General features: G+C 71.5%; 19 protein-coding genes. 5 read left to right on the top strand and 14 right to left on the bottom strand.

The genetic code is table 11. From position 1 onward, the window contains the following. Positions 1-44: 44 nt before the first annotated feature. Positions 45-737, bottom strand: a complete 693-nt coding sequence (locus tag ACLJQZ_RS04855; protein WP_410618833.1) for an alpha/beta hydrolase — start codon at positions 735-737, stop codon at positions 45-47. 130 nt (positions 738-867) lie between these two features. Here ACLJQZ_RS04855 and ACLJQZ_RS04860 point away from each other — a divergent pair, with 130 nt between their 5' ends. Beyond that, on the top strand, positions 868-1596 hold the full coding sequence (locus tag ACLJQZ_RS04860) for an SIS domain-containing protein (RefSeq protein WP_247049241.1): 729 nt from the start codon (positions 868-870) through the stop codon (positions 1594-1596). Between the two features lie 140 nt (positions 1597-1736). Here ACLJQZ_RS04860 and ACLJQZ_RS04865 read toward each other — a convergent pair whose 3' ends face one another. Together ACLJQZ_RS04865 and ACLJQZ_RS04870 are read right to left on the bottom strand one after the other, a co-directional pair. Further along, a complete protein-coding gene (locus tag ACLJQZ_RS04865) occupies positions 1737-3608 on the bottom strand; it encodes an ABC transporter ATP-binding protein (protein ID WP_410618834.1) in 1872 nt (623 codons plus the stop codon). A gap of 97 nt (positions 3609-3705) precedes the next feature. Beyond that, a complete protein-coding gene (locus ACLJQZ_RS04870; protein WP_410618836.1) occupies positions 3706-4149 on the bottom strand; it encodes a MarR family winged helix-turn-helix transcriptional regulator in 444 nt (147 codons plus the stop codon). A 72-nt stretch (positions 4150-4221) separates the two neighbouring features. Between ACLJQZ_RS04870 and ACLJQZ_RS04875 the strand changes: the two genes are divergently transcribed. Together ACLJQZ_RS04875 and ACLJQZ_RS04880 are read left to right on the top strand one after the other, a co-directional pair. Beyond that, the gene (locus ACLJQZ_RS04875; protein WP_410618837.1) at positions 4222-5073 is read left to right on the top strand and encodes an LLM class flavin-dependent oxidoreductase; all 852 of its coding nucleotides are present in this window, start codon (positions 4222-4224) and stop codon (positions 5071-5073) included. 75 nt (positions 5074-5148) lie between these two features. Continuing rightward, a complete protein-coding gene (locus tag ACLJQZ_RS04880) occupies positions 5149-6474 on the top strand; it encodes a glycosyltransferase 87 family protein (RefSeq protein ID WP_410619060.1) in 1326 nt (441 codons plus the stop codon). On the opposite strand, the gene ACLJQZ_RS04885 is transcribed toward ACLJQZ_RS04880, so the two are convergent. The 5 genes from ACLJQZ_RS04885 to ACLJQZ_RS04905 all read right to left on the bottom strand — a co-directional run bounded on the left by ACLJQZ_RS04885 (position 6461) and on the right by ACLJQZ_RS04905 (position 14412). Continuing rightward, entirely contained in the window at positions 6461-6670 is a 210-nt protein-coding gene (locus ACLJQZ_RS04885; RefSeq protein WP_003071237.1) for a helix-turn-helix domain-containing protein, read from the bottom strand. The genes ACLJQZ_RS04880 and ACLJQZ_RS04885 overlap by 14 nt on opposite strands. A 178-nt stretch (positions 6671-6848) precedes the next feature. Continuing rightward, positions 6849-8477, bottom strand: a complete 1629-nt coding sequence (locus ACLJQZ_RS04890; RefSeq protein WP_410618839.1) for an ABC-F family ATP-binding cassette domain-containing protein — start codon at positions 8475-8477, stop codon at positions 6849-6851. 147 nt (positions 8478-8624) lie between these two features. Then, the gene (locus ACLJQZ_RS04895) at positions 8625-9275 is read right to left on the bottom strand and encodes an acVLRF1 family peptidyl-tRNA hydrolase (protein WP_410618840.1); all 651 of its coding nucleotides are present in this window, start codon (positions 9273-9275) and stop codon (positions 8625-8627) included. 88 nt (positions 9276-9363) lie between these two features. Then, a complete protein-coding gene (locus tag ACLJQZ_RS04900) occupies positions 9364-12243 on the bottom strand; it encodes a S8 family serine peptidase (protein WP_410618841.1) in 2880 nt (959 codons plus the stop codon). A 600-nt stretch (positions 12244-12843) separates the two neighbouring features. Then, positions 12844-14412 carry a deoxyguanosinetriphosphate triphosphohydrolase family protein gene (locus tag ACLJQZ_RS04905; protein ID WP_410618842.1) on the bottom strand — a complete coding sequence of 523 codons (1569 nt, stop codon included), beginning with the start codon at positions 14410-14412 and terminating at the stop codon, positions 12844-12846. A 101-nt stretch (positions 14413-14513) separates the two neighbouring features. Between ACLJQZ_RS04905 and ACLJQZ_RS04910 the strand changes: the two genes are divergently transcribed. Continuing rightward, complete coding sequence (locus ACLJQZ_RS04910; RefSeq protein WP_410618843.1) at positions 14514-14891, top strand: PASTA domain-containing protein; 378 nt, start codon at positions 14514-14516, stop codon at positions 14889-14891. 199 nt (positions 14892-15090) lie between these two features. Here ACLJQZ_RS04910 and ACLJQZ_RS04915 read toward each other — a convergent pair whose 3' ends face one another. Together ACLJQZ_RS04915 and ACLJQZ_RS04920 are read right to left on the bottom strand one after the other, a co-directional pair. Then, positions 15091-15726: an SRPBCC family protein gene (locus ACLJQZ_RS04915; protein ID WP_410618844.1), complete on the bottom strand. Its 636-nt coding sequence runs from the start codon at positions 15724-15726 to the stop codon at positions 15091-15093. Further along, positions 15723-16076, bottom strand: coding sequence for an ArsR/SmtB family transcription factor (locus tag ACLJQZ_RS04920; RefSeq protein WP_410618845.1), 354 nt, complete (start codon positions 16074-16076; stop codon positions 15723-15725). Before ACLJQZ_RS04920 ends, ACLJQZ_RS04915 begins: the two co-directional genes overlap by 4 nt. A 137-nt stretch (positions 16077-16213) precedes the next feature. Here ACLJQZ_RS04920 and ACLJQZ_RS04925 point away from each other — a divergent pair, with 137 nt between their 5' ends. After that, a complete protein-coding gene (locus ACLJQZ_RS04925; protein WP_410618846.1) occupies positions 16214-17875 on the top strand; it encodes a GGDEF domain-containing protein in 1662 nt (553 codons plus the stop codon). Positions 17876-18122: 247 nt separating this feature from the next. Here the strand turns inward: ACLJQZ_RS04925 and ACLJQZ_RS04930 are convergent, their stop codons facing one another. Genes ACLJQZ_RS04930 through ACLJQZ_RS04945 form a run of 4 tightly spaced genes read right to left on the bottom strand, consistent with a single transcriptional unit; the run spans position 18123 to position 21743 of the window. Next, the gene (locus ACLJQZ_RS04930; RefSeq protein ID WP_410618847.1) at positions 18123-19283 is read right to left on the bottom strand and encodes a sulfotransferase family protein; all 1161 of its coding nucleotides are present in this window, start codon (positions 19281-19283) and stop codon (positions 18123-18125) included. A gap of 8 nt (positions 19284-19291) precedes the next feature. After that, positions 19292-20074 carry an SDR family oxidoreductase gene (locus ACLJQZ_RS04935; RefSeq protein ID WP_326951485.1) on the bottom strand — a complete coding sequence of 261 codons (783 nt, stop codon included), beginning with the start codon at positions 20072-20074 and terminating at the stop codon, positions 19292-19294. A gap of 2 nt (positions 20075-20076) precedes the next feature. Beyond that, positions 20077-21267, bottom strand: coding sequence for a hypothetical protein (locus ACLJQZ_RS04940; protein WP_410618848.1), 1191 nt, complete (start codon positions 21265-21267; stop codon positions 20077-20079). Next, positions 21264-21743 (bottom strand): nuclear transport factor 2 family protein, encoded by a 480-nt coding sequence (locus ACLJQZ_RS04945; protein ID WP_410618849.1) that lies wholly within the window; start codon positions 21741-21743, stop codon positions 21264-21266. The genes ACLJQZ_RS04940 and ACLJQZ_RS04945 overlap by 4 nt, the downstream gene beginning before the upstream one ends. Positions 21744-21766: the final 23 nt, after the last annotated feature.

Genomic DNA, 21766 nt, shown 5'->3' on the forward strand with positions numbered 1-21766 from the left:
CACCCCCGCGGCGCCCTTCGTCGAATGCCCTGTTCGGGGTGGTGTCACACGAGTATTCGGAGCCGCTCGGGTCCCGGCGCGGCCCACGCGCCCGCGAGTGTGGCGTCGGCGCTCCCGGCGATTACTTCCATTGTGAAAGCAATTGCCAGCCGGGTCCAGACGGAAGAGCGGCGAAGCATCGCGTGGCCCTCGTTGGCGATCTCGAACCGGGCCACCCGGGCGGCAACACCCTCGGCGCGTTCGGCGAAGGCGTGCGACTCGACCGGGCTGGTCATCCGGTCGCGGGTGCCGTGCACGACGAGCACCGAGCGCCCGGCGACGGCCCCGACGGGCTCCCCCCGCGGCGTCCACGGGGCCAGGGCGCAGACCCCGCGCACGGCCGGATCATCGGCCACGCGCAGCGCCACCCGGCCGCCCATCGAGTGCCCGACCAGCACCACCGGCAGGCCGGGGTGGTCGGCGTGGATGCGGTCGAGGGCCCAGCGGGCGTCCTGGATCGGGTCCATGGCGGGTGCGTTCCAGCCGTAGCGGCGGTTGCGCAGCAGCCGCACCTCGACGCCGTGCTCGCGGCCGGCCCGGTGCAGGGCGCGCGCGATCGGCACCATGCGCAGGTAGGCCGGCTTCCAGGGCGGGACGCCGCCCGTGCCGTGCTCCGCGCCGCCGTGCAACACGAGCACGACCGCTTCGGTCCGCCCGCGCGCCGGCCACACCGCCACCGCCGGTTCTGCCTCGCTCACCCACGCCCTCCCACTGTCCGGGACTCGCCACCCGCATCCGGATCAACCTGGATACGCCACCCGGCTATTCCACCGCGTACCACCATCTTCGCGGTAGATTCGGCGCCCGATCACCGACGGAAGGGTGGGTGTGGTGAGCGCCACGGACATCTCGGGCAGTGTCGCCAAGCAGCTGGCGGACGTCGAGCAGGCCAACGCCGAAGCAGTGCGGGCCGCGGCCGATCTGGTGCTGGGGGTGATCCGGGCCGACGCACTGGTCTATACCGCCGGCGCCGGGCACTCGCTGGCCGCCGTCGCCGAGACGTTCTACCGGGCCGGCGGGCTGGCGTGCGTCTACCCGCTCTACCACCCGGAGCTGCTCCCGCTGCACGGCGCGGTGCACAGCACGACGACCGAGCGCCGCACCGGCCTCGCCGAGGAGGTCCTCGCCGAGCGCGCGCCGGGCCCGGACGACGTCCTGGTCGTGTTCTCGACGTCCGGGTCCAACCCGTACCCGGTCGAGCTGTGCATCGGCGCCCGCGAGCGCGGCGCGGCCGTCATCGCCATCACGTCGCGGGCCTGCGTGGCCGCGGCGCCGCGGCGGTCGTCGAGCACGCTGGTCGAGCAGGGCACCGTGGTGCTCGACTCGCTGGTGATCCCGGGCGACGCGAGCTACCCGCCGGATGCCCCGCGCACCGCGCCGCTGTCCACTGTGGTCAACGCGTTCCTGTGGAACCTCGTGCTGGCCCAGGTCTACGACCGCGGCACCGCCGAGGGCCTCGACGTCCCGCTGTGGCGCAGCTCCAACGTCGAGGGCGGCGACGAGGCCAACAAGTCCCTGCTGGCCAAGTACAGCGAGCTCGTCCCCCAGCTCCGCTAGCCGGAACCGCGTGATTGAAGGGTCGTCACGCGTGATTCAGCGGTCGACACGCGTGATTGGAGCGTCGACACGGCACTGACACCGTGTCGACCCTCCAATCACGAGAGATGACTTCCCAATCACGCGTGACGACCCTCTGATCACGCGACGGCGGGTTCCTGGTCGGCGAACTGGGTGGCGTGGAGGGTCGCGTAGCGGCCGTTCGCGGCCAGGAGCTCGTCGTGCGTGCCGCGCTCGACGATCTCGCCGTGCTCCAGGACCAGGATCTGGTCGGCGGCGCGGACCGTCGAGAGGCGGTGCGCGATGACCAGGGCCGTGCGGCCCGCCAGTGCGTGCGTCAGGGCTTCGCCGACCGCGGCCTCGGACTCGGAGTCCAGGTGCGCGGTCGCCTCGTCGAGGACGACGACCTTGGGCTGCGCCAGCAGCAGCCGCGCGATGGTCAGCCGCTGACGCTCACCGCCGGAGAGCCGGTACCCGCGCTCCCCCACCGTGGTTTCGAGGCCGTCGGGCAGGGAGTGCACCAGCTCGCCGAGCCGGGCGCGCTCGAGGGCCTCCCAGATCTCGTCGTCGGTGACGTCCGGGCGCGCGTAGGCCAGGTTCGCGCGGATCGTCTCGTGGAACAGGTGCCCGTCCTGCGTCACGACGCCGACGGTTTGCCGCAGCGAAGCGAAACTCAGGTCCCGGACGTCCACATCGGACACCCGCACCGTGCCCGAGTCGACGTCGTAGAGCCGCGGCAGCAGCGACGCGATCGTCGACTTCCCCGCCCCCGACGACCCGACCAGCGCGACCATCTGGCCCGCCTCGGCGCGGAACGAGATGCCGTGCAGCACCTCTTCGCCGCCGCGGTGGTCGAGTGTGGCGACGTCTTCCAGCGACGCCAGCGAGTACCGGTCCGCGGCGGGGTAACCGAAGCGGACGTCTGAGAACTCCACCGAAACGCCTTCCGAAGGCGGCAGTACCAAGGCGTCCGGCTTCTCCTTGATCATCGGGTCGAGGTCTAGCACCTCGAAGACGCGCTCGAACGACACCAGCGCGGTCATCACGTCGACGCGGACGTTGGCCAGCGCGGTCAGCGGCGCGTAGAGCCGGGTCAGCAGCAGCGCCAAGGCGACGACGGTGCCCGGCGCCAGCCGGCCGGTCAGCGCGAGGTACCCGCCGAGGCCGTAGACCAGCGCCTGCGCCAACGCCGAGACGAGCGTCAGGCTGGTCATGAACCAGCGGGTCAGCATCGCGGTCCGGATGCCGATGTCGCGCACCCGCCCGGCGCGCACGCCGAAGTCGTCGGCCTCCTGCACCGGGTGCCCGAAGAGCTTGACGAGCGTGGCGCCCGGCGCCGAGAACCGCTCGGTCATCTGGGTGGTCATGCCGGCGTTGAGATTCGCGGACTCCCGCTGCAGCCCGGCCATCCGGCGGCCGAGCCGGCGCGCGGGCAGCACGAAGATCGGCAGCAGCACCAGCGCGACCAGCGTGACCTGCCAGGACAGCGTCAGCATGACGGCCAGCGACAGCACCAGCTGGATCACGTTGGTGACCAGGCCGGACAGCGTCGCGGTGAACGTCCGCTGCGCGCCGATGACGTCGTTGTTGAGCCGCGAGACCAGCGCACCCGTGCGGGTGCGGGTGAAGAACGCGATCGGCATGCGCTGCACGTGCTCGAACACCGCGCGGCGCAGGTCGTAGATGATGCCCTCGCCGATGCGCGCGGACTGCCACCGCTCGATCAGGCCGAAGCCGGCGTCGGCGATCGCGAGCCCGGCGATCACGATCGCCAGCCAGATCACGACGGACAGGTCGTGCCCGCCGACGATCGCGTCGACCACCTTGCCGGCCAGGACCGGCGTCGTCACCGCGAGCACCGCCGAGATGACGGTGAACACGAGGAAGATCAGCAACGACCGCCAGTGCGGCCGGGCGAAGCGGGCGACGCGCTTGAACGTGCCGCGGGTCAGCGCCTTCGGCACGTCGTTGGCCCGCATCGCCGAGCTGAGCAGTGCCCAGTTGTTGTCCACGGGAGACCCCCAGTTCCAGAACCTCTACCAAAGCTGAGGTTTTCTTCGGATATGACCTGGACAACGCGGTCGTCGTCCGATTGCTTCCCGATCGCGTTCACTCGCCGCGAACGACCAGGTACAGCGCGGTGCGCAACTGCTCCGCAGTGTCGCCCAAGGGGGCCAGCAGGAGCGCCTCGGCCTCGCGCGTCGCTTCTTCGCCCGAGCGCCGCACCCGCTCGCCCTCGTCAGTCAACCGGACGAGGCGCTTGCGCCGGTCGCCGGGCGCGACCTCGCGCCGGACCAGGCCTTTCGCCTCCAGCTCGTCGACGAGCGCGACCATCGTCGTCCGGTCGATCCCGAGCCGCGCCGCGCCGTCCTGCTGCGACTGTGCCGGCCCCTCGCCGAACAACGCGAGCAGCGCCAGCTGCCGCCCGGTGATCCCGAGCGGCCCGTACAGCGGCTCGGCCAGCTCGGCCAGCCGCTGCTGGGCGTGTTTCAGCAGGTAGCCGAGCCGCCGGCCGACGGCGGCGGGCGGCCCGGTCTCGAGGTCGCTGGACATGCGAGAACCTTACCCTTAACCTGACCATCAGTTTTGCTGATGATTTGTCACGCTGATAATCAGGGGAGCGTCATGACCACCGTGGGCCTCAAGCCACCCCAGCAGCACATCGGCGTCACCGCGTTGCGCGAGATCTGGGCGATCGCCGACGACGGCGGGTTCGACGGCTGCTGGGTGTTCGACCACCTCGCCCCGATGGGCCCGGACCGCACCGGCGACATCTTCGACGGCTGGACCCTGCTGGCCGCGATGGCCGAGGCGACGAAGCGCGTGCGGATCGGCTGCCTGGTCTCCGGCAACACCAACCGGCACCCGGGCACGTTCGCGAAGCTCGCCACGACCGTCGACCACCTCTCCGGCGGCCGGCTCGACGTCGGCCTCGGCGCGGGCGGCGACGTCCTGACCGACACGATGATGGGCACCCCGACGCCGCCGGCGGTCGAACGCGTCGAACGGCTCGCCGAAGCCTGCGAAATCCTCCGTCTGTTGTGGACGCGCCCGGCGACCGACTTCGCCGGGAAGCACTACACCCTCACCGGCGCGGTCGCCGATCCGAAGCCGGTGCAACCGCGTCCGCCGCTGTGGCTGGGCAGCAGCGGCGAAAAGCGCGGCCTGCGCGTGGTGGCCGAACACGCCGACGTCTGGCTCAACGCGGCGCTTCCCGGCACCGAAACAGTCGAACTGCAACGGCTTTCGTCGGTGCTCGACCGCCATTGCGCGGATGTCGGCCGTGATCCGGCGACCATCCGGCGGGCGGTGCAGTTCCGGCTGCCGTCCGATGCGGACAGTGCGCTGCGGCTCGCGCAGAGCTACGTCGCGGCCGGGTTCACCGAGCTCGTCCTGATGCCGACGGGCCACGCCGACGTCGTGCGCGCGTCCGAAGCGGCCGCGAAACTGCTCCCCCGCCTGCGCGACCTCGGCTGAACCGGGCCGCGGGCCCCTCGGTAGCCTGACCAGGTGGAAACGGAGGCGGGCCTGGCGCCCCGGCAGGGGCGCGTCGTGCGGTTCTTCACGGCACCGGCCCACTCCCCCGGCCCCGGCCCGCTGAAGTGGGATCTGGGGTTCTACCTGGCCTGCCTGGCTTTCGCGCTGCCGACCGCGCTCGTCGCCGAGTTCTACGGCTACCGCGTCTGGGGCAACTTCGCGACGGCCGCGTACGGCTTCGGCGCCCTGCACAGCGGCTGGCTGCTGCTGTCCGCACGCACGGGCCGTACGCCGCGCGGCCTACCCGGTTCCCGCTGGTGCGGGATCGCCGCGGTCGCGCTGTTGGCAATGATCCTTCCGTTGGCAGTCCTCGTGATTCGCCGACTGACCGGAGTGGACTGGCTGATCACGCCGATCTCGTGGGCCGCCCAGCCCGAGGTCTGGGTGATCGAGCGGTCCGCGGATCTGCTGCTGCACCACGGAACCCCGTACGTCGACGTCACCGCGCTCGGCCGCCCGCCCGTGGTAAACGATTACACGCCTTACGGTCCGGTGATGACGGTCTTCGGCCTGCCGCGGGCGCTGTTCGGCGGCACGCCGCTGACCGACGCGCTCACCGACGCCCGCTGGATGTTCGCCCTCGCGGCCTGCGCGTGCGTGCTGGGCACGCTGAAACTGCTGAAGTGGCCGAGAGTCCCGGTCGGGGCCGCGCAGCTCGCGCTGGCCTGCCCGCTGACCGCGCTCACCTGGGCCGTCGCCGGCCCGGACCTGGCGATCGTCGGACTCCTGGTGCTCGCGTGCGCACTCGCCGCCACCGGCCGGGGTGCCTGGTCGGGACTCGTGCTCGCGCTGGTCGTCAGCGCGAAGCTGATCGTCGCACCCGCGGCCGCGGTCCTGGCGGTGTTCGTGCTGGTACGCGGGAAGAAACGCCTCGACTGGCCCGCGCTCGCGCGGTTCGCCACCGCGTTGGTGGCCACGACGGCCGTGCTGCACCTGCCGGTGTACCTGGTGGACCCGGCGGCGTTCGTGGAGCACGTCTTCCGGTTCCCGCTCGGGATGGGTGTGGTGCGGTCACCCGCGGCGAGCCCGTTGCCGGGCCACCTGATCGCCGAAACCGGGACGATCGGCCAGGTGGCGGCCTTCGTGCTGGTCGGCGCCGCGGCCGTGGCGATGCTGGTCTGGCTGGTGCGCCGGCCCCCCGCGAACGGCTCCGGCGCACTCCTGCGCATCGCCGTCGGACTCGGCGCGTTGATCCTGCTGACCCCGGCCACCCGCTACGGCTACCTGGTGTATCCCCTGGTCCTGCTCGGGGCGTACCTGGCGTTCCGCGTGGCCGAGGAGCCTGCTGCGACAGTTCCCACTGCGCCCCCCGCGCAGCAGTCCTCGCCTACTTCTTCTTGACCCTGGTGGCCCCGCCGCGCCCCCGCAGCTGGACCCCGGACTCCGACAGCACCCGGTGGACGAACCCGTAGGACCGGCCCGTGGACTCCGCGAGCGCCCGGATGCTCGAGCCCTTCTCGTATTTCTTCTTGAGGTCAGCGGCCAGCTTGTCGCGCGTGTTGCCGGTGATCCGCGCGCCTTTCTTGAGATCAGCCACGTCGATCGCCTTCCCGCCGAGAGTGTTCTGGGCCACATATCGGCCCCTGCCGGGGCAATGATCGAACACTGAGCGCCGGAATGCCAGACGACAGCCGTAAAACGACCGAAACTGCGATCACATTGGGCCATTCCAGTGCCTCACCGGCAGTGATCTTGCACCCGAATGGACGCACGGCTCACGCAAGCTGGACAAGTTCCAGATAGTCGGCCGACCAATGGTCCTCGGTGCCGTCGGGCAGCAGGATGACCCGCTCCGGCTCCAGGGCCTCGACCGCGCCCGGGTCGTGCGTCACCAGGATGACGGCGCCGGAGAAACTGCGCAAAGCGTCCAGGACCTGGGCGCGGCTGGCCGGGTCGAGGTTGTTCGTCGGTTCGTCGAGCAGCAACACGTTGGCAGCGCTGGAGACCAGGCCGGCCAGGGCGAGCCGGGTCTTCTCGCCGCCGGAAAGGGTGCCGGCGGCCTGGTCGAGTTGTTCGCCGGTGAAGAGGAACGAACCGAGCAGGTTCCGCAACTCCTGCGCGCCGGTGTCCGGAGCGAGATGTCGGATGTTTTCCCACACCGACGCATCATGATCAAGAGTTTCGTGTTCCTGTGCGTAATAGCCCAAACGCATTCCGTGACCCGGGATGACCCCGCCGGTGTCCGGAGTTTCCATTCCGCCGAGGAGCCGGAGCAAAGTGGTCTTTCCGGCACCGTTCAGCCCGAGCACGACCACCTTGGACCCGCGGTCGACGGCGAGGTCGACACCGGTGAAGATTTCGAGCGAGCCGTAGGACTTCGACAGCCCCTCCGCGGTGAGCGGCGTGCGGCCGCAGGGCGCGGGTTCCGGGAACTTGATCCGGGCGACCTTGTCTGCGTGCCGGGTCTCGTCGAGCGCGGACAGCATCTGCTCCGCGCGGCGCGCCATGTTCTTGGCCGCCACGGCTTTCGTCGCCTTCGCGCCGAGCTTCGCGGCCTGCTGCTGCAACGCCGACGCCTTCTTCTCGGCGTTCGCGCGCTCACGGCGGCGGCGCTTCTCGTCGGTGGCGCGCGCGTCCAGGTACCGCTGCCAGCCCATGTTGTACAGGTCGAGCTCGCTGCGGGTGGCGTCGAGGAACCACACCTTGTTGACGACGTCGGCCAGCAGCTCGACGTCGTGGCTGATCACGACCAGGCCGCCGTCGTGCTGCTTGAGGAAGGTGCGCAGCCAGGTGATCGAGTCGGCGTCGAGGTGGTTGGTCGGCTCGTCGAGCAGCAGGATCGTCTCGGACTTGCCACCGGCGCCCGCTTCGGCCGCGGCGAACAGGATCCGCGCCAGCTCGACGCGGCGGCGCTGCCCACCCGAGAGCGTCCCCAGCGTCTGGGAGAGCACCCGGTCGGCGAGGCCGAGGTTCGAGCAGATGCGCGCGGCCTCGCTCTCGGCGGCGTACCCGCCCTGCGAGGAGAACCGCTCCTCGAGCCGGGCGTAGCGGTTGATCGCCTTGTCGCGCTGCGCGTCGTCGACCAGCTCCGCCATCGCGGTCTGCGCCTTTTCCATGTCGCGCATCAGCTTGTCGAGGCCGCGCGCGGACAGCACGCGGTCCTTCGCGGTGACCGACAGGTCGCCTTCGCGCGGGTCCTGCGGCAGGTAGCCGAGCTCGCCGGTGCGGCGGACCTCGCCCGCGTGCGCCTCGCCTTCGCCGGCGAGGACCTTCAGCGAGGTGGTCTTGCCGGCGCCGTTGCGGCCGACGAGGCCGATCCGGTCGCCGGGCTGGATGCGGATGCTGACGCCGTCGAGCAGGATGCGCGAACCCGCGCGCAGCTCAAGGCCGGTGGCCGTGATCAAGGGAAACTCCCGGTAAAAGGGGGTGATTGGAGAGCAGCGTCAAGCGGACCGGTCAGGTCTGACCGGTGCGACGGCTCACTCCAGAAGGATCTCCACGCGACCAGTGTACGGGGCGGCGTCCACGGGTTTCTCTCGACGTGTGCGGACTCACCCGTCGCGCAGCGTGATCTCCACTTCGAGGGCCCGCGCGGCGGCTTCCTCCAGAACGCTGCGCCGCGGTTCGCCGAGTTCCAGCACGCGCGGTTCCGCGCGGGCGAACAGCGGCGCCAGACGACGGTCCTCGCGCAGCTCGTCGAGGGCCCGCCGGTCGCCGCCGAGCACGACGGCGTCCACTTCGGACAGTCGCGGGACGAGCACCTCGGCCGCGTCCTGCGCGGCCGCCTGCAGTGCGTGACGAGCCTGGCCTTCACGACGCCGGGCGAAGCGCTGCTGCGACCAGCCGCCGGCCGCGGACCGGCCGTGGACGAGGTGGCGGCCGGTGCGGGAGACCTCGATCCGGCCGTCGAAGGAGACGCCGACGCTGTGACTGCCGAGCCGCACCAGCAGGAGCGCGATCCGCCGCGGCACCAGCGCGTGCGCGACGAGGCCTTCGACGGACGGCGCGTCGAGGAGTCCGAAAGGGACGGTCGCGATCGCCGTGGTGCCGTCGCCCGCGACCACCCGGACCTCGGCGGGCGTGGCTTCGGTCGTCACGACGCCGTCGTGCCGCTGCGCGAACCGGTCGAACCAGCCGGCCAGCCGGTCCGGCGGGACCGTCACCGCCCGCCCACCGCCCGCGACTTCCCGTGCCTTCGCCACAACACCGCACGCTACGGCAAAAGCCGTGAAGGCCTCCTTACCGGCTCTTATGGCCGGTAAGGAGGCCTTCACGGCTCTAGTGCGAAACTTACTGCGGATGCACCGGCCCGTTGTTCGTCGCGCCGTGCACGTTCGACGGCCGGCCGGCGGCCGCCGGCTGGACGAACCCGTTGATGTGCAGGGCGACCGAGCGGATCGAGCCGACGTCGCCGCCGGCCGCGTCGACCACCCCGAACGTCCAGGTGCCGTCGACGACGGCCCCGGCCAGGCTGCCGAGGGCGTTGGTCGGCTTGTACGAGCCGGTGAACGGCGCGTTGGCCGACGTCACCGTGCTGAACGCGACCGCCGCGTCGTCGGCGAACACGACCTTGCACAGGTTCTTGCCCGAACCGCCGTTGCGCTGGAACACCGTGGCCTTGGCCCCGGACGGCGAGGTCAGCGAGCCGACCAGGTCACCGACGTAGGAGTGGTTCAGGCCGACCGCCGTCGAGAGCGGGTCGGTGCTGCAGGTGGTGCCGTCCACGGAGAACGACACCTTCGCGGCGCGGCCGACCCCGGTGACCGGGATGGTCACCGAAGCGCCGACCGGGCTGTTGTCCGGGATCGCGACCGGCGCGCCGGTGTAGGCGAAGTCCTGCGCGACCGGCGACGGGGTGCCGACCGGGAGCGAGAACGTCGACGTCGTCGGCGAGTGCGCACCGGCGAAGCTGACCTTGGCGTTCAGCACCACGGGCACGCCGAGCTGCTGGCTCGCCGGGACGGTGATGGTGAAGTCGTTGACGCCGGTCTGTCCCGGGCTGATGGTGCCGTAGGACTTCGAGCGCGGCGCCACGGTCACGCCCGGGGTCGGGCTGGTGAGCACGACGCTGGTGGAGACGGCGGCGCCGTCACCGTCGTTGGTCACCGGCAGGGTCACCTTGGCGGTGTCGCCCGGGTCGAGCGACGAGCCGCCGTCGGCCGGGGTGACCGTCGGCTGCTTGGCCACGGCGAGCGGCTGCGGGCTGGCGCCGGTGTAGGCGAGCACCTTGTCGGCGAGGATGACGCCCGAGCCGGTGACGTTGTCGCGGCCCGGGGTCTCGATGTCGACGGCGGTGTTGATCAGCGCTTCGCGGACCTCCGCCGGCGGCAGGCCGGGGTTGCCCGAGAGCACCAGCGCCGCGATGGCCCCGGCGTGCGGCGCGGCGGCCGACGTGCCGAAGAACGGGCTGAAGCCGGTCACGCTGGTCTGGACGCCGTCGGCCGCGGTGATCTCCGGCTTGTTCCGGACCTCACCACCGGTCGAGGAGACGTTGCCCGGGGTGATCGGGGTGCCGTCGGCCTCGTAGAACACGCGCCGCGGGCCGTCGGAGCTGAACCGCTCGGCCTTGGAGGTGCTGCTGAACGAGCCCGGGAACGGACCGGTCGGGTTGGCCGGGTCGCCCGGCTCGAGGGGCCGGCCGAACGCCGCGGCCGCCGGGGTGGCGGCCACGCTGAAGGCGTCGCGCGCGGCCGAGTGGCCGACCGTCACGCCCGGGGTGTTGTAGGCCTTGAGGCCGTCCGCCGAGTCCTTGAACCGCCCGCGCAGCGCGGACAGCGACAGGTAACGGCCTGCACCGGAGAACTTCACGACGGCCAGGCGCAGGCCCGTGCCGCCGAACGCCGGCGTCTGCAGGATCTCGAACGGGTCCTGGGTGCCGTCCTGGACGTCCTGGCTGAAGTCCACGACCGCGCCCGCCGAGTTCAGCAGGTACAGGTCGTAGTCGTTCGACGAGGCGCCGAGCGGGTCCGACCAGTGCAGCGTCACCGGGACGCCGGCCGAGGACGCGTCGGAGAGGGGCTCGTAGATCTGGTTGCCCGCGGCGCCGGCGAAGTTGTGCGCGACACCGGCGAACTTGCCGACCGACTTGCCCGAGTCGACGAAGTCGCCTTCCCAGTGCCCGGCGGTGCCGTCGAGGACGTTGCCCTCGTTGCCCGCCGAGGAGAAGTACAGCGCGCCGTTCGCCGTCACGTCGTTCACGGCCTGGGCGATGATCCAGTCCTGGAACGGGCTTTCCTTGAAGTAGATGACGTCGTCGACGATGACGTCGCAGTGCGACTCGAAGCGGAGCTTGCGGATGTTGTCCGCGAAGCTGGCGTCGGAGTTGAACGCCGACGCGAAGCCGAGCGCGGCGTTGGGCGCGAGGTCGTGGATGATCTCGAGCATCGCGGTGCCCTCGTCGCCGTCGCCCTCCTGCCCGGCGATGACGTCGACGTTCGGCGGCAGCTCACCCTTGGCCTGCGAGGTGGCCAGCGAGTCGACGCCGTCCGACAGGGCGCACGCCTTGACGCCGACGCCGGTGACGCCGAACTGCTGGCGGGCGATGTCGGCGTTGTGCGCGCGGTCGCCCTGGCTGGTCAGCGTGGCGGCCGCGGCGGCACTGCGCTGCTGGGTCTTGCTCGTCAGGGCCTTCTGCAGCTCACCCGAGATGCGGGCGGCCTTCTGCTGCTTGGTCTCGGCGGCCTTGCCCGGCGTCGTCGCGGGGGTGGCCAGTTCGCGGGCGGTCAGGGCCTGGTCGGCCTGCTCGACGCGCTTGACGTCGCCGCGGGCGGCGATCGCGCTGACGGCGGCCAGCGGCACCTCGGCCCGGATGCTGCCGTACCGGTCGGACACCGCGCGGATGCCCGCCCCGGCCTTGGTGAGCCCGGAGATGAGGTCCGGGGAGACCTTGGTCGCGCGGATGTCGACCAGCACCGTCCCGGTCTTCGAGACAGCGGCCCCGGACTGCAGCGCGTTCAGCTGCTTCCCCACGCCCTTTTCGGCGACGAGCAGCTTGCTGTCTACTTTGGACTCAGCCCCGGTCTTCCCGGCCTTGACGGCCTGGAGCGCGGCGATCTGCTGCTGCGCGGTGGCGGTGAAAGTGTCCGGTGTGGACGCGGTGGCGGCGCCCGCGGCGGACGGCGACACCAGGCCGAGCGCGGCGAGCAACGCCGCCGCTCCGGCCGTGAGCACAGTGGATCTCGATCTGGTGGAACGGGTACGACGCACGTGCGCCCTCCGATATCTCCAGGCGCGTGCCCCGACTCACGCTGACCGACGCCGGTGATCACCGACGGGACCAAGCTAAGTACTGTGAGTTCTCTGTAAGCATCAGCCGTTCGAGTGACATCGGATGGGTATTTTCCTGAATGGACCGTAAGTCGTAGGCCGTTCAGCGGAACCGCTCAACCGTTACAGGACGAACGAAACGGACCAGCCGCGTCAAGCGATACCACTGCACGGGATCGTCGCGATCGGACAAGAATCGGACATGGCTCGTCAGAGGACGAACGAGTCCGACCACGGCTGGGCCGACCGGCCGGACAAAGCGTCCAAAGGGTCACCGCCTGCTTGTCCGTCAACGACGCCACGAAGTCCACCACGGCCCGGCCGCGCACCACGGCACCACAGTCGCACCCGTTCCCAGGCCGATCCGCCCGCCGGCGCTTCCGCCGACTCCAGCACCGTGCGGGGCCAGGCCTCTGCCGCCTTTCCCCCGCTGGCCGGCGGCTCCGGCACGGCGCGTCCACACCCCGGGGCCGCCGCGGACCTACCTACAGCAGCGCTCACCCGTCAGAGGACGAACGAGTCCGACCACGGCTGCGCCGACCGGCCGGACAAAGCGTCCAAAAGGGTCACCGCCTGCTTGTCCGTCAACGACGCCACGAAGTCCACCACGGCCCGGCCGCGCGCGAGGTTGCGCACCGCGTCCGCTCCGGTCACCGGCTCGCCCGTGGCGCCGACCAGCAGTTCCGGCGCGGTGCGCGCGAGGCCCGTGTACTCGGCGCGGGCCAGCTCGACCAGGTCGTGCAGGCGGCGCGGGAGGCGGGAGACCTCGTCGCGGTCCAGCAGCCAGGCGTCGAGCGCGTCGACCAGGCTCGCGACCACGCCGGCCTGGCCGCGCTGGTGCAGCGCGAGGTCCGGGCGCAGCAGCACGAACCGCCGGTGCACGAACTTGAGCACCTGGACCTCGTGCCACTGGGCCGTCGCGAGCGTCACGTGGCCGGCGCGGGTGGACGGCGACGCGACCACGAACACGCCGTCGACCAGCCGGGCGGTCCAGTTCGCGGAGAACGCCGCCGTCGCCTGCTCGGCCTCGGTCGAGCCGTCGAAGGCGCCCGCCAGCAGCCCGTCGACGAGCTCCGCGCGCACCCGCGCGACCGCCGCGGCGAAGGCGTCGTCGTCGACGATCCACGCGTCCTTGGCGTGCATCCGGCGGCGCAGGCGTTCCAGCGACCGGCCCGGCCGGCGCAGCTCCGCGTAGAGCGTCTCGTCGTCGAGCCCGGCCAGCTCGTCAGCGTGCAGCAGCCACTCCCCCAGCTCCGCGGCGACCGGCGCGTGCTGCAGGACGCCGATGCGGTGGAAGTCCTGCAGGTCGTGGATGGCGTAGGCGATGTCGTCGGCGGTGTCCATCACGGACGCCTCGACGGTCTGCTGCCAGCTCTCGACGCGGCCGGCGAACGCCGCGCGCGCCTGCTCGAAGTCGTCCAGCTCGGTGGCGTAGGCGGAGAACTTGGCCGCGCCGGTGCCCGGGTGGTCGTCCGGCTCGGCGGCGCCGCGCGGCGGGACGGCCATCTCCGACGGGTGCGGCGCGGGATGGTGCAGCCGCAGCCACGGGTACTTGAGGACCGCGGCGCGCACGGCGGTGGTGAGGTCCAGCCCGATCGCCGACGGCCCGCGCACGTCGGTCGTGGTGATGATGCGGAACGACTGCGCGTTGCCCTCGAAGCCGTCGGCGAGGCCGAAGCGGTGGCGCGCGATGCGGTCGAGCGTCTGCTCGCCGAGGTGCCCGAACGGCGGGTGCCCGAGGTCGTGCGCGAGCGCGGCGGCCTCGGCGACGTCCGGGTCGCAGCCGCCCAGCTTCGCGGCCAGGTCGGCTTCGGGCCCGGCGGTGATCCGTTCGGCGATGGCCCGCGCGACCTGCGCGACCTTCAGGCTGTGGGTGAGCCGGTTGTGCAGCAGCCCGGCCCCGCCGGCGCTGACCACCTGCGTCACGCCGCCGAGCCGCGCGAAGAACGGCGACGCGGCGATCCGGTCGCGGTCGATCCGGAACGGGCTGCTCGCCAGGTCGGTGAACCCGCCGGCGTTGGTCACCGGGTCCCGTCGAGCCGCCCGGGGGTCCGTTTCGGTGCCGTGATCCATACGCCCGACCTTATCCGGCGCCCCCGGAATCACCCGATCGATGGGCAACACCGCGTGTTCACGGGCCGACTGACGGGGTATCCGCCCACCGAGGAGCTGCCATGATCAGTCCGATCCGCGTCGCCGCCGCTGTGGTGCTGAGCGCCGGGCTCGCCGCCTGCGGTGCCGGCCCCACGAGCGGCCCCGCAGCGACCACCACGTCCGCCACATCCGCCACATCCGAGCCGACCTCGGCGGCACCGACGTCCGCCGCGTTGATCAAGGTCCCGGACGTCTCCGGCATGAACCACCAGGACGCCCAGAACGCGATGCAGAAGGCCGGCCTCTACAACCTGCGCGAGGTCGACGGCACCGGCCAGGGCCGCGCGCTGCTGATCGACCGCAACTGGGTCCAGACGGGCCAGGACCCGGCACCGGGCACCGAGGTCCAGCCGGACGCGGTGATCACCTTGACGGCGGTCAAGACCGCGGAGCGCTGACCCGCCGTGTCGACCCCTCAATCACGCGAGTCGACCCTCCCATCACGGGTGATGCCCCTCTGATCACGCGAGATGCCCGCTGGCTCACGCGAAATGCCCCGCGCCGCCCGTGCCCGGAAGGGGCCCACCCGTGATCGGGGAGGCATCACCCGTGATGGAAGGGGCATCACGTGTGATTGCGGGGTCGACACGACGTCGGTCAGGCCTCCGGCGTGGCCATGTACGCCGCCAAGGTGCGGTCGGCGGCCGCGCGGGCGTTGACCGGGTCGGCGCCCGCGGCGACGTCGGCCTGGTACCAGGCTTCGCTCGACGCCGTCATGAACTCGACACCCGACGGCGACATCATCCAGGCCATCGCCGCTTCCGGGTCGACGGCCTTGTCCGGCTCGGCCAGGTGCAGGACCAAGCCGACCAGCATGCCGTCCCAGCCGACGCCGACCGCGCCCGGGCCGAACTCGTCCCAGCGGTCGTCGACGTGCGCGACGTGCTCCAGCTCGAACCGGGTGCCCGCGCCCTCCGGCGTCAGCCGCACCTCGATCCAGCTGACGGTGTCGCCGAACTCCCACGTCGCGGCGAAGCTGTGCGGCGGCTCGCAGCGCTCGACCGTGCCGCCCGCGTTGCCCTCCAGCTGGTAGTGCCCGCCGAGCTTCAGCTCGCCGCTGACCGGCAGGAACCAGCGCGGGATGCGCTCGGCGTTCGTGCAGGCGTCCCACAGGTCGTCGACGTCGGTGTCGTAGACCTGGCTGATGGTCAGGACGCGGGCGTCCTTCGCGTCGATCACCCGGTCGCCGAGCGTCCGGCGGACGGCGCTGATCTGGTGGCTGGAGTCGATCACGGAGAGTCTCCTTCTTCTTCGCGGAGGCGCCGGGCGCGCTTGCCGCGGGCGATTTCGGTGGCCAGGGCGTCGAGGTGCGGGGTCCAGGACCGGCGGAACCGGTCGAGCCAGACGTCGATGTCGCGCAGCGGCTCGTGCCCGACCGCGTACAGCCGGCGGGTGCCCTCCTGGCGGACGAGCGCGAAGCCGTTGTCCCGCAGCACTTTCAGGTGCTGGGACACCGCGGGTTGCGAGATGCCGAACTCGGCCCGGATCACCTCGGTGACCGCGCCGGCGGCCCGCTCGCCGTCGGCCAGCAGCTCCAGGATGCGGCGGCGGACCGGGTCGCCGAGGACGTCGAACGCGTGCACCCGGCCAAGCTACAAGTGACCACTTATATAAGTCAAGCATGATCTAGTAACCCGATGTGCGTAACCCGGGTGCCGCTGCGATGAACATCAGCCGACATGGGTTTCGTTTCGGCGCGCGACCGGCGAGCATCGGGAGCGTGAAGTCGCCACGCGCGGTCCGCTTCGCTTTCCAGCCGCTGTACAGCCTCCACACCGGAGGCGTCGTGGCTCACGAAGCGCTGGCCAGGCCGGGCCACGGCACCGTCGCGGAACTGCTGACGCAGGCGCGCCGCGAGGGCCGGCTCGCCGAGGTGGACCTCGGTCTCGCGATCGCCGCCGTCCGGCAGGACGAGACGTCGCTCCCGTTGCACCTGAACCTCTCCGCCCGCACGCTCGGCGCGCCACTGGCGATGTTCGACGACCTCCTGGCCGAGCTCGGCGACGCCGGGCGCCGCACCCGCGACGTCGTCCTCGAGATCGGGCCGCCGTTCTCCCCGCTGCCGGCCGAGCGCGCGCTGAGCGGCATGCGGGCGCTGGCCGACCTCGGCTTCCGGCTCGCGCTCGACGGCCTCGGCCGCGGCGACCTGCCGCTGAGCCTGCTCGTCGAGGCGCCGGTCGACCTGGTCAAGCTGGACCGCACGGTGCTGCGCGGGCTGCCGGACGACCCGGCGTCGGTCGCCGTCGCCGAGGCGATGCTGCACTACACCACCCGCACCGGCACCCGGCTGGTCGCGACCGGCCTGGAGACCGACGCCCAGCTCGACGCGGTCCGCGGGCTCGGCATCCGGATCGCCCAGGGCAACCTGCTAGCCCCGCCGACGGCGGCCGGCCCGGCGCCGGCGCTGCTCACCCGGGCGCCCGCCGTCGCCGCCCCGGGGCCGGCCCCGTGCGTCGGCGACTTCCTGCGGCCGGCCACGACGCTGCCGGAAACCGCGACGTGCGACGAGGTCCGCGAGGTGCTCGCGGCCGCGGACGCGCCGTCGGGCGTCATCGGCGTCGACGAGCTGAACCGGCCCCGCTGGTCGGTCGACCGGACGCGGTTCCTGGTCGCCGTCACCGGGCCGTACGGCCACGCGCTGCACGCGAAGCGCCCGGCGGCGCGGCTGGCGGACGCCCCGCACACGATCGAAGCGCGCGCCGGGGCGATGGAGTTCCTCGAGCTGGTCACCGACGCCGACTGGGGCCGCACCGGCGACGACGTCGTGGTGGTCGACGACGCCGGCCGCTGCCTCGGCGTCGTGCTGGTGACCGAGGTGGTCCGCGGCGTGGCCGAGGCGAAGGTCGAGGCCGCGGCGGCGTTGAACCCGCTGACCCGGCTGCCGGGCAGCGACACGGTGGCCCGCGACGTCGCCCGCCGCATCACGATCGGCGAGGCGTTCGTGGCCGCGTGGCTGGACATCGACGCGTTCAAGACGGTCAACGACACGGCGGGTTTCGCCGCGGGCGACGACCTGATCCGCGAACTGGGCGCGGCGCTCACCGCGCTGGCGGGCGGCCTGCGCCGGATGCGGGTCAGCCACGTCGGCGGCGACGACTTCCTGGTGGTCTGCGACGTCGACGAGATCGCGTCGGTGGCGGGCGCGCTGCTGGACCGCCACTGGTCGGCGGACGGCCTCCCGGTGACGGTGTCGCTGGCGACGCTGGTCTGCGGGAGCGGCTCGATCCGGTCGTACCAGGAGGTTTCCCGGCTGCTGGCGCCGCTGAAGAAGCGCGCGAAGTCGGTGCCCGGGTCGAGCTGGGTGCTCAGCCGCCCGGGCGCGGAGCGCGTCGAGGTACTGCGCGGCATCGGGACGCGAGGACTGCAGACCGCCGCCGGTTAGCGGTCTGCCGCGGCTCGTCGTGAGTGGTAATGCGGGTTAGAACACTCATTGCCACTCACGACCCTTGCACCGCGCCGAAGTCGGACGGCACCGCGACACGACGGCGGCTCAAGCCATCAGCCGCCAAGCGCGGACCAGGCCGGAGTCCTGCGCGGCATCGGAGCGCGAGGACTGCAGGCCGCCGCCGGTTAGTGCTCTGCCGCGGCTTGTCGTGAGTGTTTAGGGCGGTTAGAACCGCCCTAAACACTCACGAGCCTTGCGCCGCACGGTAGTCGGCGAAGCGCTCGTCGACCTCTTCCGCCGTCAGGCCGAAGTCCGCCAGGCTGTACTTGTGCACCGGCTTCGCCGCGCCCGTGCGACTCCCCTCGTGCACCGCCGTCATCGCGGCCCGCGCCGAAGGAGTCAGTGTCAGTCCGAAGTGGTCGTACACAGTGGACACCGTCCCGATCGGGTCGGCGACGAAGTCCTCGTACGCCACGTCGTAGAACTGAGCCGCGTCATACCGGGAACGCGCCGCGTGGAACTCGTCGGCGCCGCGGGCCCACAGGTCGAGCTGCGAACGCCCGATCACCTCACCGCGGAACTTCGACGACCAGCCGTCCGCGGCCTTCTCGGCCAGGCTGCACATCGAACCCATGATGGTGCGCGGCGCGCGGTGGGTCTGGATCACCAGCGCGTCCGGGTACACCGCCATCAGCGCGTCCAGCGCGAAGAGGTGACTCGGGTTCTTGAGCACCCACCGCTTGCCCGCGTCCGGCAGCCCGATCAGCTGCAGGTTGCGGCGGTGCCGGGCGTAGGCGTCCGTCCAGTCCTGCTTCGCCAGCCAGCGCGAGTAACGCGGCAGGTGCGCGAGGCACTCGAACGACACCGACCGCATCGACTGCCGCAGCAGCTGCCAGCACTCCTCCACCTGGTCCGCCGACATGTGGTGCACCCCCATGAACTCCGGGTGCTCGACGTGGTGACGCTCGTAGCCGGCCTGGATCCCCTGGAACACCGGATTCTCCGCCCACGTCGCGCGCGGCGGCCGCGGCTGCGGGACCTCCGCGAGCCACACCTCGAGGCCCTGGTGCGCGGGGTCCTCGACGAGCAGCCGGTGCAGCGCCGTCGTGCCGGTGCGGGGCAGGCCGGTGACGAAGATCGGCCGCTCGATCGCCACGGAAGCCGACGCCGGGTGCTGCTTCCAGCCCGTTTCGCTGAGCAGGCGCGCGACGAGCGCGCCGCGCAGCATCGCGCGGTGGACCTTGTTCCCGAACGGCGTCAGGTCCTCGTCGGCCGCGAACGACTCCAGCAGCACACGCAGGCCCTCGACGTACTCGTCGCCGCCGAAGTCGTCGAGCCCGGTGAGCTTCGACGCCGAGGCGTGCAGGTCGTCGAACGTGCCCAGGTCGGCCCGGCCGGGGAGCATGGATCCTCCTAGTGGTGGTACTCGCCGCCGTTGACGTCGAGGCACTGCCCGGTGATCGCGCGCGCCATCGGCGAGGCGAGGAACACCACGGCGTCGGCGATCTCGTCCGGTTCCGGCAGCTTGCGCAGGTCGATCGTCGACGCCGTCTCGGCGTAGACCTCCTCCGAGGTGATGCCGCGTTCCTTGGCCAGATAATTGAAGTACCACTTGAGGTTCGGCGCCCAGATGTACCCGGGCGCGACCGTGTTGACACGGATGCCGTCCGGCCCGAGTTCGCTCGCGAGGCTCTGCGACAGCGACAGCAGCGACGACTTCGCCATCTTGTACGCGCCGAACGTGCGCCGCGAGTGCCGCAGCACCGCCGAGTTGATCATCACCAGCGAGCCCTTGCTCTCCTTGAGCGCGGGCAGGAACAGCCGGGTCAGCCGCAGCACGGAGATCGCCGCGGTCTCGAAGCCCGCGCGGACCGCGTCGAAGTCCACAGTGGCCAGATCGGTCAGCGGCGGGACGGCGAAGGCGTTGTGCACCACCGCGTCCACCCGGCCGAACGCCTCGACAGCCTCGCTCACCAGGTTCGCGGCAGAGTCGGCGTCGTCGATGTCGGTCCGGATCGCGACGGCGCGCCGCCCGAGGTCGGTGACCTCCTTCGCGACTTCGGTCAGCCGTGACTCGGTGCGCGCGGCGAGCACGACGTCCGCGCCGGCCATGGCGCTGCGCACGGCGATCGACCGGCCGAGCCCCGGGCCGATACCCGAGACGACGACCACCTTGTCCCGCAACAACTCCGACATGCTCACCCCAGCATCCTGGCGGCCACGGCGTCCTGCCGGGCCGCGATCCTCGCCGCCCACTCCTCGGGCGTCACCCGCGCTTCCGCGTGGAACGGCAGCCGGTCGGGCAGGTCGTCGACCTTGACGACCTCGACGACCGGGCCGTCATCCGGGCCGAGGTCCCGCGCGATCCGCTGCCAGCGGATCTGGACGTACCCGCGGTCGTGCCCGGTGCGCTCCAGCCAGTTCGCCAGGCCGGGATCGCGCTCGCTGATGACGAACCGGATCTTGCCGTCCGGGTCGACGCGCGCCTGGTCGGCGGTGAGGCTCGTCTGGTGGTTGATGTAGTCGAGCGAGACGTACCAGAGGCTGCCGAGCTGGATGCCCTGGTACGGCGCGTCGGCGCAGCGCGGCACGGTGACGATCATCGCCTCTTCGTCGCCCAGCTCGTAGTGCCCGGCCGAGGAGAACTGCGTGGTCAGCCCGCCCGGCGTCGAGCGCGGCTCGGTCATCGTGTTCACCGGCAGGTCGTCGTAGAACCACTTCGGGAAGGCCAGGAACGTCTTCAGCCGGCTCAGCAGGATCTTGCCGGTGACGCCGTAGCGCTTGGCCAGCGCCGGCCGGTCCGGCACCGGCGGCGCCTGCCCGGCGGTGTCGACGCACTGGATGCGGATCTCGCCACGGCGTTCGGTCGCCCAGTCGCTGTGGACCTCGCGCACGACGAGCATCGACGAACCGGCGCCGAGGGTGAAGTAGTTCGGCCCGGGGTTCTCGCGCGCCGGGCCGAACCGCAGCTCGAACCGGCCGTCTTCGCCGATTTCGATGGCCCGGTCGTCGAACGCGGCGAGGCTGTCGGGCACCACCACGGGCGAGTAGTCGCCGTTGAGGATCTGGAAGCTGAGGTCGGCGGTGGTCCCCCGGACGCCGGTGACCAGGTACTCGCGGTCGTCGCGGATGTTCGCGTTGAAGTAGAGCGTGTCCGGGTTGTCCAGCCCCATCTTCGTGTACGGGCCGGTGGACGCCGTGAAGTACGGGAAGTCGCGCTGGTAGGCCCAGGCCATCTGCAGCGACGCGCGGATGCTCCCCGCGAGGTAGTCGTACCCCTCCAGGAGATCCTGCTCGGTCTTCACGTGCGGCGCGCTCGCGAGCAGGTTTTCGGCCTCGACGATCGCTTCGGCGAACGGCCGCGTCAGCGAGAACTCGTTCTCGATCATGCGGGCACGGCCCAGCGGTTGGCGAGCAGCCGGAAGCCCGCGTCGCCCTCCCAGGAGGTCATCGACTCGTACGTCCGCGTGTAGCCGATGTGCGTCATCCGCCAGGCGCCGTCGGTGTCGCGGCGGTAGGTGTCCTCGTAGAACGCGGCGCCGTCGATGATCACCTTGTGGTCGGGCACGATCACCTTGTCGGTGAAGGACCACCGCCCGGTCGCGGTGTCGCCGTCGACGTCGATCTCGGGCTGACCTGCGTGATGCACGGTGATGATGCCGTTGCCGAGGCTCTTGGTGAGGAACTCGAGGATGGCGTCACGACCGGCGAGCTGATGCCCGTCACGGCCCGTGGCGCGGGTCCCGTAGTCGGCCGTGGCGTCGACGGTGAAGGTGTCGGCCACCTCGTCCCACAGCTTCAGGTCGACGCCGCGCAGGTAGCGGTACTTCAGCCGGCGGATCTCTTCGAGTACGACCAGGTCCATCGTCACAGGGTCCCGCACCGCTT

The sequence above is a fragment of the Amycolatopsis sp. cmx-8-4 genome, from assembly GCF_046548675.1.
GTDB lineage: Bacteria > Actinomycetota > Actinomycetes > Mycobacteriales > Pseudonocardiaceae > Amycolatopsis.

Bases quoted from the DNA above. Each gene is read 5' to 3' on its own strand.
- ACLJQZ_RS04940 (WP_410618848.1), bottom strand. From the start codon at position 21,267: ATGATCGAGAACGAGTTCTCGCTGACGCGGCCGTTCGCCGAAGCGATC.
- ACLJQZ_RS04870 (WP_410618836.1), bottom strand. From the start codon at position 4,149: ATGTCCAGCGACCTCGAGACCGGGCCGCCCGCCGCCGTCGGCCGGCGG.
- ACLJQZ_RS04910 (WP_410618843.1), top strand. From the start codon at position 14,514: ATGATCAGTCCGATCCGCGTCGCCGCCGCTGTGGTGCTGAGCGCCGGG.
- ACLJQZ_RS04935 (WP_326951485.1), bottom strand. From the start codon at position 20,074: ATGTCGGAGTTGTTGCGGGACAAGGTGGTCGTCGTCTCGGGTATCGGC.
- ACLJQZ_RS04930 (WP_410618847.1), bottom strand. From the start codon at position 19,283: ATGCTCCCCGGCCGGGCCGACCTGGGCACGTTCGACGACCTGCACGCC.
- ACLJQZ_RS04905 (WP_410618842.1), bottom strand. From the start codon at position 14,412: ATGGATCACGGCACCGAAACGGACCCCCGGGCGGCTCGACGGGACCCG.
- ACLJQZ_RS04875 (WP_410618837.1), top strand. From the start codon at position 4,222: ATGACCACCGTGGGCCTCAAGCCACCCCAGCAGCACATCGGCGTCACC.
- ACLJQZ_RS04945 (WP_410618849.1), bottom strand. From the start codon at position 21,743: ATGGACCTGGTCGTACTCGAAGAGATCCGCCGGCTGAAGTACCGCTAC.